The sequence below is a fragment of the Halpernia humi genome (assembly GCF_900108025.1).
Classification (GTDB): Bacteria; Bacteroidota; Bacteroidia; order Flavobacteriales; family Weeksellaceae; genus Halpernia; species Halpernia humi.
In genome coordinates, this window is the sequence record NZ_FNUS01000002.1 from 443,954 (window position 1) to 457,611 (window position 13,658).

General features: G+C 33.6%; 12 protein-coding genes. 3 read left to right on the forward strand and 9 right to left on the reverse strand.

What is annotated here, in order from left to right; all coding sequences use genetic code 11:
* Positions 1-40 precede the first annotated feature (40 nt).
* The 3 genes from C4S29_RS07005 to folK all read right to left on the reverse strand — a co-directional run bounded on the left by C4S29_RS07005 (position 41) and on the right by folK (position 3,149).
* Positions 41-1,489 carry an OmpA family protein gene (locus C4S29_RS07005; RefSeq protein ID WP_103913414.1) on the reverse strand — a complete coding sequence of 483 codons (1,449 nt, stop codon included), beginning with the start codon at positions 1,487-1,489 and terminating at the stop codon, positions 41-43.
* Between the two features lie 112 nt (positions 1,490-1,601).
* On the reverse strand, positions 1,602-2,708 hold the full coding sequence (locus C4S29_RS07010) for a flagellar motor protein MotB (RefSeq protein WP_103913415.1): 1,107 nt from the start codon (positions 2,706-2,708) through the stop codon (positions 1,602-1,604).
* A 15-nt stretch (positions 2,709-2,723) separates the two neighbouring features.
* Positions 2,724-3,149, reverse strand: coding sequence for a 2-amino-4-hydroxy-6-hydroxymethyldihydropteridine diphosphokinase (gene folK / locus C4S29_RS07015; RefSeq protein ID WP_103913416.1), 426 nt, complete (start codon positions 3,147-3,149; stop codon positions 2,724-2,726).
* Positions 3,150-3,173: 24 nt separating this feature from the next.
* Here folK and sppA point away from each other — a divergent pair, with 24 nt between their 5' ends.
* Positions 3,174-4,928: a signal peptide peptidase SppA gene (gene sppA / locus C4S29_RS07020; RefSeq protein ID WP_103913417.1), complete on the forward strand. Its 1,755-nt coding sequence runs from the start codon at positions 3,174-3,176 to the stop codon at positions 4,926-4,928.
* Between the two features lie 61 nt (positions 4,929-4,989).
* Here sppA and C4S29_RS07025 read toward each other — a convergent pair whose 3' ends face one another.
* The 5 genes from C4S29_RS07025 to rpmB all read right to left on the reverse strand — a co-directional run bounded on the left by C4S29_RS07025 (position 4,990) and on the right by rpmB (position 7,265).
* Complete coding sequence (locus tag C4S29_RS07025) at positions 4,990-5,250, reverse strand: GlsB/YeaQ/YmgE family stress response membrane protein (protein WP_103913418.1); 261 nt, start codon at positions 5,248-5,250, stop codon at positions 4,990-4,992.
* Positions 5,251-5,357: 107 nt separating this feature from the next.
* Positions 5,358-6,314, reverse strand: coding sequence for a signal recognition particle-docking protein FtsY (ftsY, locus tag C4S29_RS07030; RefSeq protein WP_103913419.1), 957 nt, complete (start codon positions 6,312-6,314; stop codon positions 5,358-5,360).
* Positions 6,315-6,658: 344 nt separating this feature from the next.
* Positions 6,659-6,814 (reverse strand): DUF4295 domain-containing protein, encoded by a 156-nt coding sequence (locus C4S29_RS07035; protein ID WP_103913420.1) that lies wholly within the window; start codon positions 6,812-6,814, stop codon positions 6,659-6,661.
* 19 nt (positions 6,815-6,833) lie between these two features.
* Positions 6,834-7,016: a 50S ribosomal protein L33 gene (rpmG, locus tag C4S29_RS07040; RefSeq protein ID WP_103913421.1), complete on the reverse strand. Its 183-nt coding sequence runs from the start codon at positions 7,014-7,016 to the stop codon at positions 6,834-6,836.
* Between the two features lie 6 nt (positions 7,017-7,022).
* On the reverse strand, positions 7,023-7,265 hold the full coding sequence (rpmB, locus tag C4S29_RS07045; RefSeq protein ID WP_103913422.1) for a 50S ribosomal protein L28: 243 nt from the start codon (positions 7,263-7,265) through the stop codon (positions 7,023-7,025).
* A 462-nt stretch (positions 7,266-7,727) separates the two neighbouring features.
* On the opposite strand from rpmB, the gene C4S29_RS07050 reads away from it, so the two are divergent.
* Positions 7,728-8,174 (forward strand): KTSC domain-containing protein, encoded by a 447-nt coding sequence (locus tag C4S29_RS07050; protein WP_103913453.1) that lies wholly within the window; start codon positions 7,728-7,730, stop codon positions 8,172-8,174.
* Positions 8,175-8,323: 149 nt separating this feature from the next.
* Here the strand turns inward: C4S29_RS07050 and C4S29_RS07055 are convergent, their stop codons facing one another.
* The gene (locus C4S29_RS07055) at positions 8,324-9,154 is read right to left on the reverse strand and encodes a hypothetical protein (RefSeq protein WP_103913423.1); all 831 of its coding nucleotides are present in this window, start codon (positions 9,152-9,154) and stop codon (positions 8,324-8,326) included.
* Between the two features lie 1,586 nt (positions 9,155-10,740).
* On the opposite strand from C4S29_RS07055, the gene C4S29_RS07065 reads away from it, so the two are divergent.
* Complete coding sequence (locus C4S29_RS07065; RefSeq protein WP_103913425.1) at positions 10,741-13,572, forward strand: DUF6923 family protein; 2,832 nt, start codon at positions 10,741-10,743, stop codon at positions 13,570-13,572.
* The last annotated feature ends 86 nt before the right edge of the window (positions 13,573-13,658 follow it).

Genomic DNA, 13,658 nt, shown 5'->3' on the forward strand with positions numbered 1-13,658 from the left:
ACGCAGAACGCGTGGCTTTAAATATAAATAATTTAATAAATTATTTTGCTTCGAAGTAAACTCTTCTGTTTGCTCTGTTTTTCCATTCAGGGCATTTAGTAGCAGGGTCACATTCTGGGTATTTAAGGTCTTTTTCACCTTTACCGATTGCTTCTAATTTGTCGGCTGCAACACCGTTTTCAACTAAATAGGATTTTACATTATTTGCACGTCTTTCAGAAAGTTTTTGGTTGTATGCATCAGATGCTCTTGTATCTGTACCACCAATTACTTTATAAGAACCATCAGATGAGTTGATATAATTTACAGCGTTGTTAAGAATAGGAGTGTTTGAAGGTAAAATTCTATCAGAATTTAGATCAAACTCAATTCCTTCTAATGCTCTTTCTTTTTCAGGCACTTTTCCTTCTGTTGCAACAGGGCAACCTGCATTTTCAACTGGGCCAGGAACTACAACACATTTGTCATAAAGATCGATAACACCGTCTAAATCTGTATCTAAAGCTACACCAGCACCATCAACTCTTGCTCCAGCAGGAGTATCAAGTTGTCTGTCCCAATCATCGCAAACACCGTCATTATCAGCATCTCCTTTTTTACAAACTTCAACGTCTTGGTTTTTGCTCGCCAAAACATCTAATTTATAATAGATTTCCTGCAATGGATCGTGCCACATTAGGTGAGACTCATGTTTTCCTAATTTTAATGAAATACCTAAAGTAGCATTAAAGAAGTTATCTGAAACTTGATCTTCTCTTAGGTTTACAGCGCTGTATTGTGCACCACCACCATCAAAAGAATCATCACCGGTGTAAACATACATTAATCTTGTTTCAAGATCAATTCTTCTATTTACTTTAAATTTCAAACCAGCACCAGCTTGCCCAAATAGAGAGCCAATTTTGAAAGGTTTTACTTCAGTTTGTAATCTTTCTCCTTTTGGAGTTTTTGAATATGCTCTATATGCTAAAGTTCCGACACCTGCATATCCATGAATTGCCCATCTAAAGTTAGATTTATTATCAACTCTTCTCAATAAATTAGAAAAATTAATATCACCTAAAAGGGAAATTGCATCATATTGAGTTCTTGCACCAATTTGGTTGAAAGTATTACCAGTTGTAGGCGCGGGATCTTTGGTGTTAAACCAACCTTGTCTTGTTTCGCCTCTATCATACTGCAAATTCAAACCGAATGCATGGGTAATTGCTTTGTCTACACTGATGTAAGCAGAATATCCAAATAGATTTTTACCGTTACCATTTTTAATGGAGGTTAAATCTGCGGATTGTAATAATGGAACACCAACTCCAAAAGAAACGGCCCAATCATTAAATCTTTTCGAATCTTGCGTAAATGGTGATACGTTTGAAGAGCCTGAAGAAAATGTATTTGGATACTTTCCAGAAGAAACTGCCATCGAATCTTGTGCGAAAATAGCGCTTGGTATAACCAATGCTAGTGCAACGCTTGCTAAATTTAGTTTCATATTTTTATGTTTAATAAGTTTAATTTTTTTTCTGTATTTATTATTTTCCTATAAGTTTATTTACTACTTTCTCTAAAGTAAAGAAATATATTTTTATGAAAACAGTAAGTTCTTATTGTTTAGTATTTTGCATCACTTTGGTTGGGCAACCGTCATTATCGGCTGGGCCGGGCACTGTAACACATTTGTCATATAAATCTATAACCCCATCTAAATCCATATCTAATGCAACTCCAGAGCCATCAACTCTTGCGCCAGCAGGCGTATCCAGTTGTCTATCCCAATCGTCGCAAACGCCATCGTTGTCTTTGTCTCCACTTTTGCAAACTACTAATTCTTTAGTTTTGTTTTCTAATGCATTTACTCTGTCATAGGCATTTTGCAATGGGTCATGCCAGGTTAAATTTGAGATATTTTTACCTAATTTTACGGTTAGGCCTAGAGTTGGGGCAAACATATCATCTGAGTAAGAGCTTTTAATAAGGTTATATCCTGGCGACCAGTTATGTGTCCATCCACCGCCGTCAAACTCATCATCACCAGAGAAAATATACATAACTCTAGCATCTAAATCTACTCTTCTGCTGATTTTATATTTCACACCAGTTCCAAATTCAAAAAAGAAAGATTGGATATTCAATTTTTGTTCAATATCTAATGGTGCTCTTCTTGGCGATGTGCTGTATCTATATTGATCATTGTCTAAAAGGTGCGTATTATAACCCATAAAACCAAAACCACCATATCCATGTATAGACCATCTGTAATTAGAATGATTATCTACGCGGCGCATTATATTTGAGAAATTCACGTCGCCGATTAGGGATAATTGATCATATTTAGTCCACGCATTTGCGACACCAGCTGTAACCCCAGCAGCGCCAGGTAATTGCCCTTTTTGGTTGGTTTTGCCTTTCATATAAAGCAAACTTAACCCAAAAGTATGAGAAATTTGTTTATCAAGGCTTACATATACGTTGTATCCCCAGTTGATTTTATTACCGTAAAAAGACGTTAGATCTGCAGAATGCATAAATGCACCACCACCACCGAAGGATATAGACCAATCATTAAACAATCTGGAACTATTATCAAATTTTTCAACTTGTGCAGCACCAGAAGAAAATGTAGTAGCGCCAGTGCTCATACTATCCATTTTCGCCTCTTGCGCAAAAACAGCAATTGGCAAAATAACTGCCAAAAATAATTTTACTTTCATATGTGTTTTTTTTATTTAATGTTTTTTCTTTAGCTCCGAAAGTAATTTTGCTGAAAATTCTCTCTCACTAATATGCTTTCCATGTGGTATTTCTAACTTTTTGCTCTTAAAGTATAAGTTATCATAACCCACTATATCAATGTCTATCACCCTATCTGTGTAGACTCCGGTTTCACTAGAATCCGCTATACGTCCCATTTTATGTTCAATTTTTTTTATGTTTAAAAGCAATTGAAGCGGCGAAAAGGGCGTACCAATTATAATTGCAATATTACAAAAAATATTACAACTATCATATTCTATCGGCATACTTTCTAGAATATCAGTTTTTTTTTCAATTTTGCCGATAGTTCTTTCTATTAAGTTTAAGGCATTTTCTATGTTATTTTTTCTTTTTCCCAAATTACTTCCTAGTAACAATACTACTTTATGTTGCGACATATTGTTTAAATTTAAGACAAAATTATGAAGAATTTCTTTAAGTTGGTACTTGCAAATATCGTTGCAATAGGGATAATGACTACTGTCATCATCATATGTTTTTTTATTTTTATCGTGGCTTCAGCGGCTAGTGGAGACAAGAAGGTATTCGTGAAAGATAATTCAGTTTTAACGATTGATGCTAAAACTGATATTATAGAAAGTGATGCAGCGAGTAAACAAAGTATTTTTGATTTTGCTAATAAGAATAAAGAAGTAGCACTATACGATGTTTTACAATCTATCAAAAAAGCAAAAAATGATGATAAAATAAAAGGGATTAGCATAGAATTAGATAATATTAATGGAGGTATTACTCAACTTTCTGATATTAGAACCGCTTTAGAAGATTTTAAAAAATCTGGGAAATTTGTTTATGCGTACGGAAACGTGGTCTCGCAGCCTGCTTATTATTTAAGTTCCGTTGCTGATAAATACTATCTCAATCCTGCCGGTGGGATAGAATTGAAAGGAATGGCCGCAGAAGTTGTTTTCTACAAAAATTTTATGGATAAATATGGCATAAATGCAGAAATCATCCGCCATGGAAAGTTTAAGGCCGCCGTTGAACCTTTTATAAAAAATGAAATTTCACCCGAAAATAAAGAGCAACTTTCTACTTTATTAAACGATATTTGGAGCAAAACTTCGTCTCAAATTTCAAAATCACGAAATATTTCTCCAGAAAATTTCAAAACTACTGTTGATAGTTTGTATTCTTTGATACCAGAGTTGAGTATTAAAAATAAATTAGTAGATCAATTAATGCAAGAATCGCAGTACAATAATGTTTTAAAAACAAAATTAAATATTAAAGCAGATAAAGATTTAAACCAAATTTCTTTGGCTGATTATGCAGAATCAAATGCGGAAGATAATAAAGATAAAGATAACCAAATTGCCGTGCTGTATGCTTCCGGTGAGATTTATAATGGAAAAGGTTATGATGGAATTTACGCTGAAAACTTTAAAAAACAAATTGAAAAGTTAAAAGATGACGACGATGTGAAAGCAGTTGTGTTGCGTGTAAATTCTCCTGGAGGTAGTGCAAATGCTGCTGATGAAATTCTATTTGAACTTCAGCAATTAAAAGCAAAAAAACCACTGATTGTTTCTTTTGGCGACTACGCTGCATCTGGCGGATATTATATTTCTATGGCAGCAGATAAAATATATTCTGAACCCAATTGTATCACAGGAAGCATCGGTGTTTTCGGCATTATTCCTTATTTTAAAGACATTGCAAATAAAAACGGAATTCGCTCCGATGTTGTTTCTACAAATGCTAATTCACTTATGATTTCACCAATAAATGGCTTATCACCAGGAACGGTAAGTATTATGACGCGAAATGTAGAAGGCACATACAAAAGATTTGTCTATTTCGTGACGCAAAATCGTAAAAAATCTTTCGAGCAGATTGATGCCATTGGCGGCGGAAGAGTATGGAGCGGAACGCGCGCAAAGGAAATAGGCTTGGTAGATGAATTAGGAACATTAGATGATGCCATTTTGTATGCTTCAAAAATGGCGAAATTAACGTCTTACAATGTCAGTTCTTACCCGAAAAAAATGAGCAAATTTGAGCAAATTTTTAAAGATATGGACGAAGATGAAATTTCAACAAAAATCATTCAGAATAAAATTGGTAAAGAAAATTACCAAACTTTCGAACAAATTTTTAATCCGAAATATAAAGAGGGCGTTTTAATGCAGTCTATGTATAACATTAAATTTTAATTGAAAAAAACAAAAAAGCCCGATTTGAATTTTCAAATCGGGCTTTTTTTATTTCATATTTTTACGCTCGGCCTTTCGTTAAAGCGCCATAAATAAAGAGGACGACAATTGCGCCTAAAACAGACAATGCAATAGAACCGAAGTTCCACATTCCGCCAGTTCCAATTCCCAGAAGTCCACCAATCCATCCGCCGACTATCGAACCAATAATTCCTAAAATAATTGTTAAAAGCCAACCGCCGCCTTGTTTTCCAGGCATGATCAATTTTGCAATTGCGCCTACGACTAATCCAAAAAGGATCCATGCTAAAATATCTCCCATAATTTTAAATGTTTAAAAAGTTAATAATGTTGTTTGTTTGAAAGTAAAATTAAGGAATTAATTTAAAAAGGGAATAAAATTTACGAATTATATTTAAAATTTAATTTTTAATTTCGTTTTCTGAAAAAAGAATCTACAAATTCTATTCCATTAAATAATTGCAGGTCTGTCATTTTTTCTCCCACACCAATATATTTTACAGGAATTTTAAACTGATCCGAGATTCCAATTACTACACCGCCTTTTGCAGTTCCATCTAATTTAGTTACGGCTAAAGCGGTCACTTCTGTTGCGGCAGTAAATTGTTTTGCTTGCTCGAAAGCATTTTGGCCAGTAGAACCATCCAAAACCAATAAAACTTCATGTGGCGCATCTGGCAAAACTTTTTGCATGACGCGTTTTATTTTGGTGAGTTCATTCATCAAGTTTATTTTATTATGCAATCTTCCTGCTGTGTCTATGATAACGACGTCTGCATTTTGTGCCACCGCAGATTGAACCGTGTCAAAAGCCACCGAAGCAGGATCAGAGCCCATATTTTGCTTCACAATCGGCACGCCAACTCTTTCACTCCAAATCACCAACTGATCGACTGCTGCTGCTCTAAAAGTATCTGCCGCGCCCAAAACCACACTTTTACCTTGCGATTTGAATTGATGTGCCAGTTTCCCAATCGTTGTTGTTTTTCCCACACCATTCACACCAACCACCATTATCACGTAAGGTTTCTTGCTCTCGTCGATATTTCCAGTTTCGGCGTGCGGATTTTCTAAAAGTAGATTTGAAATTTCTTGTTTTAAAATTTCGTTTAACTCATCCACATTTACGTATTTGTCTTTTGCAACGCGCGCTTCAATACGATTGATGATTTTTATAGTTGTTTCTGCACCCACATCAGATGCAATTAGAATATTTTCCAAATCATCTAGAACATCTTCATCCACGGTACTTTTACCAATGACGGCCTTCGAAATTTTTTCGAAAAACCCTTGATTAGATTTTTCTAAACCCTTGTCTAAGGTTTCTTTTTCTTCTTGTTTAAATATTTTCTTAAACCAACTCATAATTTATAAATGATAAGTGATAAATGATGATCGATTTTTCAATCAGCATTTAATAATTTTCTTAATTTGTAATAATAAATTTGATAAACTGCATGAAAATTTAATGATAAAAAACTCAAATATTCACAATAATAATCTCTATACTCTTTTTCACTAACTTTATTAAAACCTTTGTGGCTTTGTTGTTTATTTTAAAGCCACTCAAATATTCACAAAGTTTTATTTATCAAGAAAAAGTACAAATTCTGTGTTCTCCTTGCCAAATCCTTATTCGCAAAAACAAATATAACAAAAAAACTACCCAAGATTTTTGGATAGTTTTTATATACTTATACGCAAAGTTTTTATTTTTTCAAATAAGCCTCTACATCATCTGCATTCATTACTTTTTCATTAAAAATGTAAGCCCCAGATTTTGGTGACTTTTCCATTTTTATTACTTTCGTCATTTTTTTAGATCCTGCACCACCTTGAAGCGTTGCTACTACTTTCTTTGCCATTGTAAATTATTTTAGATAATTACTTAATCTCTTTGTGAAGGGTATATTTCTTCAAAACTGGGTTAAATTTTCTTAACTCCAATCTCTCCGTTGTATTCTTTTTATTTTTAGTCGTGATGTATCTGCTCATTCCAGCAACACCCGTTTCTTTATGCTCTGTACATTCTAAAATTACCTGTACGCGATTTCCTTTTTTAGCCATTATTTCTTACGCTTTTTTAATAAATCCGTTTCTAGTCGCTCTTTCAACCGCTTCTTCGATACCGATTTTGTTAATAATTCTCAATCCATGTGCAGTCACTTTCAAAGTTACGCTTTTACCTTGTTCAGGTAAGAAAAATTTCTTTTTCAATAAATTGATTTCAAAACGACGTTTCGTTTTGTTATTAGCGTGAGATACGTTGTTTCCAACCATCGCGCCTTTACCTGTAATTTGGCATATTCTAGACATATCCTGATGTTCTTTTTACGATTAAGTATTTGAGTTTGCAAAATAACGAAGAATTTTTCAGTCTTACAAATTTATTTAAAGTAATTTTTAAGAAATTTCTATATTTTTTTAGCCTAAATTTTTATGTTTTTAAATAACAAAATTAGGAGCAAGACGTTCTTTGCTTCTTAGAAAAGGGCTCCCGTTTTCCATTATAATCTTTTTTGGCGCTTTTCCGCCGCTGGCGAATCGCCCCAAAAAAGGATTTCCATTTCAACCGGGGCTAGAAGTTCGGGTGTTTTTGCACTCGAAGCGAAGAAATTTGTGCAATTATAAATAAACAAAAATTCTTAAATATAATTGACTAATTTTGCACCCCGAAAATAAGGACTTAAGATATGAAATCGCCATGATTTGCAAACGCAAACACCTATGAAGATTGAGCGATTGCAAATGACCTTAAAAAACAATAAATATCTACATATGAAAAAAATTGGCGAACATAGAAAATTGCTTGGTGTAGACAAAACTGCGACTTTAAAAGAGTTAAAAGCGATTTACAGAAACACAATGAAAGAAGCGCATCCCGATAAATTTGTAAATGATGATGCCGGAAAACTAGAAGCCGAAGAAAAATGCAAAGCGGTCATCGAAGCCTATCATTTTCTGGTAAGCATCAACCCAGAAACGCAGGAAAAATACAAAGAAGAATATACCGAAACCATCACAAAATCCATTATCAGCGATTTTTATTTAGAGAAATCTATCTTAAAAGTGCAGCATTTTAATGGTAAAATGTTCGAATACATCGGTGTTCCGCGGAATACTTACATCAAAATGGTCAATGCAGATTCGCCCAGTCGTTTTGCCCGAAGACACATTTATGGTAAATTTATTTACCGCAGAAATGGGGAAGCGATGGTAGAATAGCAATTCAAAATGTTTAAGTCTTTTTTGATACCGAAGTCGCGTATTTTTTCAAATTCCATTGCATTTGTTTCAAACTTTGAAGGCAGTTTTTTTTGTGGTCTTTAGTTTTCGGCAGATTTTTCAAATACAGTTATTTTTGAATTTACCGTTTAGTTTACTTCGTAATCATCCCTTTCCAAAACTTCTATGCAATTTTCAAGAGCTTCAATCCACTCTTTATTGATGTTTTCTTCTTGAAGTGTTTTTGAAAGAATTAATCTTAATTGAGGTAAAAATAGATTTCCGTTTTTTATATTCAAGATAGTGTCGAATAACAGTGATCCAAAATTCTCGGTTTTTATTTCTTCTAAAATTATTTCGAATACACGTTCATCGTTTCGGTTTGATAATCCTTTGATTGCTTCTTGTTTTGTTTGATCATCTTTGTCAAAACAGCGAACATAAAGAATTTCTCTAATTCTTGGATTGTCAATTTCTAATTGTGTGCCAATTCCGAAAGTAGCCCAATCTCGTACTTTTGGACTTCTATCTTTTGTTAATAATATTAAAGTCTCAATTGCAATCTTATTTTCAATTGATAACAAAGAAAAAACTAATGCATATCGAATTTCTTTTGATTTTGATTTTTTGAAACTAGTTAGGATTATTAAATGTTTTTCGGTCAGATTTTTATTGTTGTGCGAAATTGCAATCAAACATGAGCAAATTAATTTTTCATTATCTGTTCTTAAGATAATGTCGAAAATTATTTTCAAAAGTTTCTTAATAATTTTTTTTCTTTCTGTTCCGAGTTGTGAAAGTATATCAATTCCTAAAATTTGACTTTTTGGTTCATTAGATTCAATTAATTGAAAACATTTCTCAATCATTTCGGTATCAACAAAATTTCTTAATTGAAAAACCGTATTCCAATAAGAATTTTCGTGTTTTGTGTTTAGAGCCTTTTCTAATAATTTAAATCTGTATTCTTCTCTTTTCAAAATCTATTAAATTTCTCAAATATAATCAAAGCCATTTATATTTTTAAAAAACCAAACTTAGAAATAAAAATCTGCGCTATTGAAATCCGCGACATCGGGATTTTTATCTCGCAGATTTTACGGATTTAGCAGATTTTATTTAGCATCAAATTACACATTATTTTTGTCATTCAGTAGGAATGTCAGTTGTTTATAGTTATACGGAAATATCAAATATGTTTAAACTTAAATGAAGCAAAATAATATAGCAAAAATTTCAAAAATATAAATCTGCAGCAACCCGAAAAGTATTTGCGCGCACGTGAATAATGGTTTTTATTTTTAGTGAAAATTCATCGTTCATATTTACTCGCATCGGAATTTCAAGTTTTTGCAGTTAGTGAAGACTATTTCATCGTTTTTTTGCAGGCGTCTAAGATGCGTACTAATCTTTTTTATTTGTAACATTTTAAAATTTAGGCGTCGTTCAGTTAATAATTAAATTCTGTTTTTTCTTGGTTAAATTATCAAAGGACAAATTCATAAAAAATCTTTAATATAGGTCGGAAGTTTTAGCGGGTAAAGCGATGTTTAAATTATTTTTTTTACAAATTTTGGTTCTCTATTTCTGTGATAAACTTACAAATCAAAGTTTAGCATTTAGGTGGAAATTCTTTTTGAAAAAATTATGGTAGAGTTACTTTTATTTTGCGTATTGCAAATTCATATCAAAATGAGGTAAGAAGGAAAGTTTTAAAGATTGGATATTTTGTAATGAATTGTTATCTATATTTATTTTTTGGTAAAAGGCATTAAGCAAAACATAGATTTATTCATAAAAAATGCGTATTTGGTGTGTAATTTTTTTAAAAAAAGTGTACTTTTGCAGTTAATTTCAAAGTAAATAAGATTGTTTAACAAATACAATTTGCAAAATGTATTCGCAAAAAGTGCAAAAAATTACCCCAAAAGGGGTTATTTTGTATGCCTTGGGTTTCGCTTTTTGTTTTTTGTTTTTTTTACAGTTTCTTGTTTTTGCTTGGGGCAGCAAAAAGAAAATCATTCTAGCCTTCAAAATAGCATCTATATAGAAGGAGATGCATTGATTTATTCTAGCGACCAAAATTTCAATAAAAATATTGATGAAAAAAGTGAGGGGAAATTAATAGTAGAGCATATTAAAAAGAAGCCAACTTCTGATTTAAGTATTAAGGATAAACCCTCTAATCAACTAGCAATAAGCAAAAAGGCAAATAAAAAGCCGATTCAGGTAAAAGAACCCGCAACTAAGAATAAATTTTCACCTCTTACTGCTGATTCTATGCTTTCTATTTTTGGTTCCAACAAGACTCAAATATGCGTCGTAAGTTTTCAACATTATTACCATACAAAGGTCTATTTTAGAACTAAAACAGAGTATAATCATTTAGAATTTTTATATTTAAAGAATGATTTTTACTGCAATTCTAAAATAGAATCTTTTCTATATTCTTGTAAAAATTTTTCCAGGCCGCCACCTTATTTTAGTTAAAATTTGCTAATTTATGTGATTTAATTGAATTATAAACAGGTGATTAAATCATAAACCAAAATTTAAACTAAAAATAATGAACAAAAAATTTATTAAGTTATTGTTTGTATGTGCATTTTTTATAGAAGCAATCAATTCAATAGCGGCACAAGCATATGGTAGTTTTCCATATAATCAATCTTTCACATCAGGAACGCAACCTGGTGAAATTACTTTACTAACTCCGCAGAACGGAGCAAACGCAACTACCTTTACTACAAACGGAATGCAACTAACGCCTGCTACACTTCAGCAATTTGGTGCGGTGTATGTTAATAATAAACAATTTACATCCTCAAACGGTATCAAAATAGAATTTGAATACGGAATGTACGGCGGAACTGGCGCGGATGGAATTACCCTTTTCTTATTTGATGCAGCGGTTGGAACTCCTGTTGTGGGAGCAAAAGGTGCAGGAATGGGATATGGATATAACAGAGCCAATAATAGTTGGCCTGGAAATAGAGAAACAGGGCTTACAGGAGCTTATTTGGGAATTGGCTTAGATGCTTATGGAAATTTTAAGGGTCAAGCCTATCAAGGAGACCGTAGAGTGAATGGTATTCTTAGTTCAACTTTTACACAACAAGCTAGCCATGTTACTTTACGAGGAAAAAAAGGAACTTTGAATCTCAGCAATGGTTTGGGGTTGGGTTATACAGGTTATCCAGTTCTTACAACTCAATCCACATTAACTGGTACTACAGGAGCTGCTACGATAAATCCTGCAAATGGTTCTTATACAACAGGTGCAGGTTTAGCAGATAATTTTAACCTCAGAACTACTACTTTTACAACTAATCCCGCTAATTCAGACTATAGAAAAGCATTTATTGAATTAGTTCCAAATGGAGCAGGAGGTTATTTCGTGACAGTAAAAATACAGCATGGGACCACAATTTCTACCGTGATTAATAATTATTGGTACAGAACGTCTTATATATATAATGAAAATGCAAACCCTGTAACTACTGACTTTAATACTTCTGTTGCACAAGGTGCAGATGCAACCTATAATTTAGATACATCTGCACCAACAAGTTTCAGAATAGGTTTTGGTGCTTCTACGGGAGGTTTTGCTGATATTCATATTATTCGTAATTTAAAAGTTACATTGCCATACGCTGCAATTTCTGCAGATGATTCTTTTATATTGTGTCGGAATTCTGCAGCAAGCATCAACCCATTAACTAATGATGTTGCTTATGCAGGTTTAGTAACGGGACCGCCTACTTCATCTTCCACTAATGTAGATCCCGCTTCATTCCAATTTATTGATGCAGCAGGTACGCCACAAGGAACTTCTTATACCCAAGCAGGAGTAGGATCTTGGATATATAGTTCTACCACAAAATTAGTTACTTTTACACCTGTGACAGGATATACAGGAACTGCTTCGATTAAATATAATATAAAAGGACTTACGGCGCCATATAATGATGAAGGGTACAGAAGTGAAGCCTCTACCATTACGGCTACTGTAAATGACTGCTTTGGTTGTACTTCTGATCTCTTTCTTTCGCAGACAAATACTCTTTATCAGGTTCTTACAAATACAAATCCTTTCACGTATCCTCAAATAGGTTCTGCGGCGGCAGTTAACTATAATGCTATTGGGATTAACCCGATTGATGGCTACATGTATGGAATGATAGTCAACTCCAACAACCTGATTAAAATTAATGCAAACGGAACTTATACTAATTTAGGATCTGTAGCAGGTTTGCCAGTAGCGATATACAATGCTGGTGAGTTTGATAGTTCAGGTAATTATTATGTAAAAGTAAATACAAATAATAATCAACTGTACCGTATTAACGTTTCCACACTTACTGCTTCTTCTATAACCCTCGCCTCTAGTGTTAATATTCCTGATATGGCTTATAATATTGTTACGGGATTGTTGTATGGAGTGAACTCTATCAACGGACAAATGGTTTCAATTAATCCTTCCACTGGTGCTGTAGTTGGAATTGGAATTAGTCCTGGATCTGTAAATTTTGGAGCAATGTTTGGCTCAAACACAGGTGAAATTTATGGTGCTGATAATACTGGAGGTTTTTATCAGTTCGATTTAAGTACGGGGCAAAGAACTTTAATTTCAGACGCACCCGGAAGCACCGGTAATGATGGAGCACATTGTGTAACTGCACCAATTACATTCAGTTCGAATCTTTATGTTTCTAAAACAGACGGGACTTTAAATTATACTCCAGGAATTACTTCGACATATACTATAGTTGCAGGGAATAATGGCCCATTTGGAGTAGTAAATGCAACAGTTTCTGATCTGGCGCCAGCAGGAATTCCTGCCGCAAATATAAGTTATACCGCAGTTGCTTCATCAGGAAGTTCTACAAATGTAGTTGGTTTACAAACAGGAGCGATAAATGATAAAGTATCATTGCCTGTAAATGGTACAGTAACTTATACCGTAAATATTTTAGTCCCTCCATCTTTTACAGGAAATCTAGTAAATACCGTTACAATAACACCTCCTGCAAATTCACTTGAGACTGATAATACAGACAATACGGCTACGGATACAGACACTTTAGGCTTTTGCTACAAACCCGCCACCACAGGAGCGGGAGCATTACCAACAATCCACGGAATTACCGATTTAGGAAGAGCAGGTACAGACAACGGAAATTGGCCAATGGTAAGAAACGGAGCATGGACGGCTTTAGAATCTAAAACCAAAGGATTTGTAGTGAACAGAGTAGCAAACCCATCCACAGATATTGCAAGCCCAGTAAAAGGAATGATGGTTTATGACACCACAGTAAACTGTTTGAAAATAAATACCGATGGCACAACAGCAGGTTGGAAATGCTTCAATACCCAAACTTGTCCTACGGTAAATTAAAGCATCCACTTTGTCAAAGTTGTAAAGTTTCAGCAAAATAACTTTGACAAAGTTTTTTCAAAATAATTAAGGAAAAATGAATCGCA

What these genes read in the sequence shown, in the direction of transcription:
- C4S29_RS07005 (WP_103913414.1), bottom strand. Translation starts at nt 1,489, where the DNA reads ATGAAACTAAATTTAGCAAGCGTTGCACTAGCATTGGTTATACCAAGC.
- C4S29_RS07010 (WP_103913415.1), bottom strand. Translation starts at nt 2,708, where the DNA reads ATGAAAGTAAAATTATTTTTGGCAGTTATTTTGCCAATTGCTGTTTTT.
- folK (WP_103913416.1), bottom strand. Translation starts at nt 3,149, where the DNA reads ATGTCGCAACATAAAGTAGTATTGTTACTAGGAAGTAATTTGGGAAAA.
- sppA (WP_103913417.1), top strand. Translation starts at nt 3,174, where the DNA reads ATGAAGAATTTCTTTAAGTTGGTACTTGCAAATATCGTTGCAATAGGG.
- C4S29_RS07025 (WP_103913418.1), bottom strand. Translation starts at nt 5,250, where the DNA reads ATGGGAGATATTTTAGCATGGATCCTTTTTGGATTAGTCGTAGGCGCA.
- ftsY (WP_103913419.1), bottom strand. Translation starts at nt 6,314, where the DNA reads ATGAGTTGGTTTAAGAAAATATTTAAACAAGAAGAAAAAGAAACCTTA.
- C4S29_RS07035 (WP_103913420.1), bottom strand. Translation starts at nt 6,814, where the DNA reads ATGGCAAAGAAAGTAGTAGCAACGCTTCAAGGTGGTGCAGGATCTAAA.
- rpmG (WP_103913421.1), bottom strand. Translation starts at nt 7,016, where the DNA reads ATGGCTAAAAAAGGAAATCGCGTACAGGTAATTTTAGAATGTACAGAG.
- rpmB (WP_103913422.1), bottom strand. Translation starts at nt 7,265, where the DNA reads ATGTCTAGAATATGCCAAATTACAGGTAAAGGCGCGATGGTTGGAAAC.
- C4S29_RS07050 (WP_103913453.1), top strand. Translation starts at nt 7,728, where the DNA reads ATGAAAAAAATTGGCGAACATAGAAAATTGCTTGGTGTAGACAAAACT.
- C4S29_RS07065 (WP_103913425.1), top strand. Translation starts at nt 10,741, where the DNA reads ATGAACAAAAAATTTATTAAGTTATTGTTTGTATGTGCATTTTTTATA.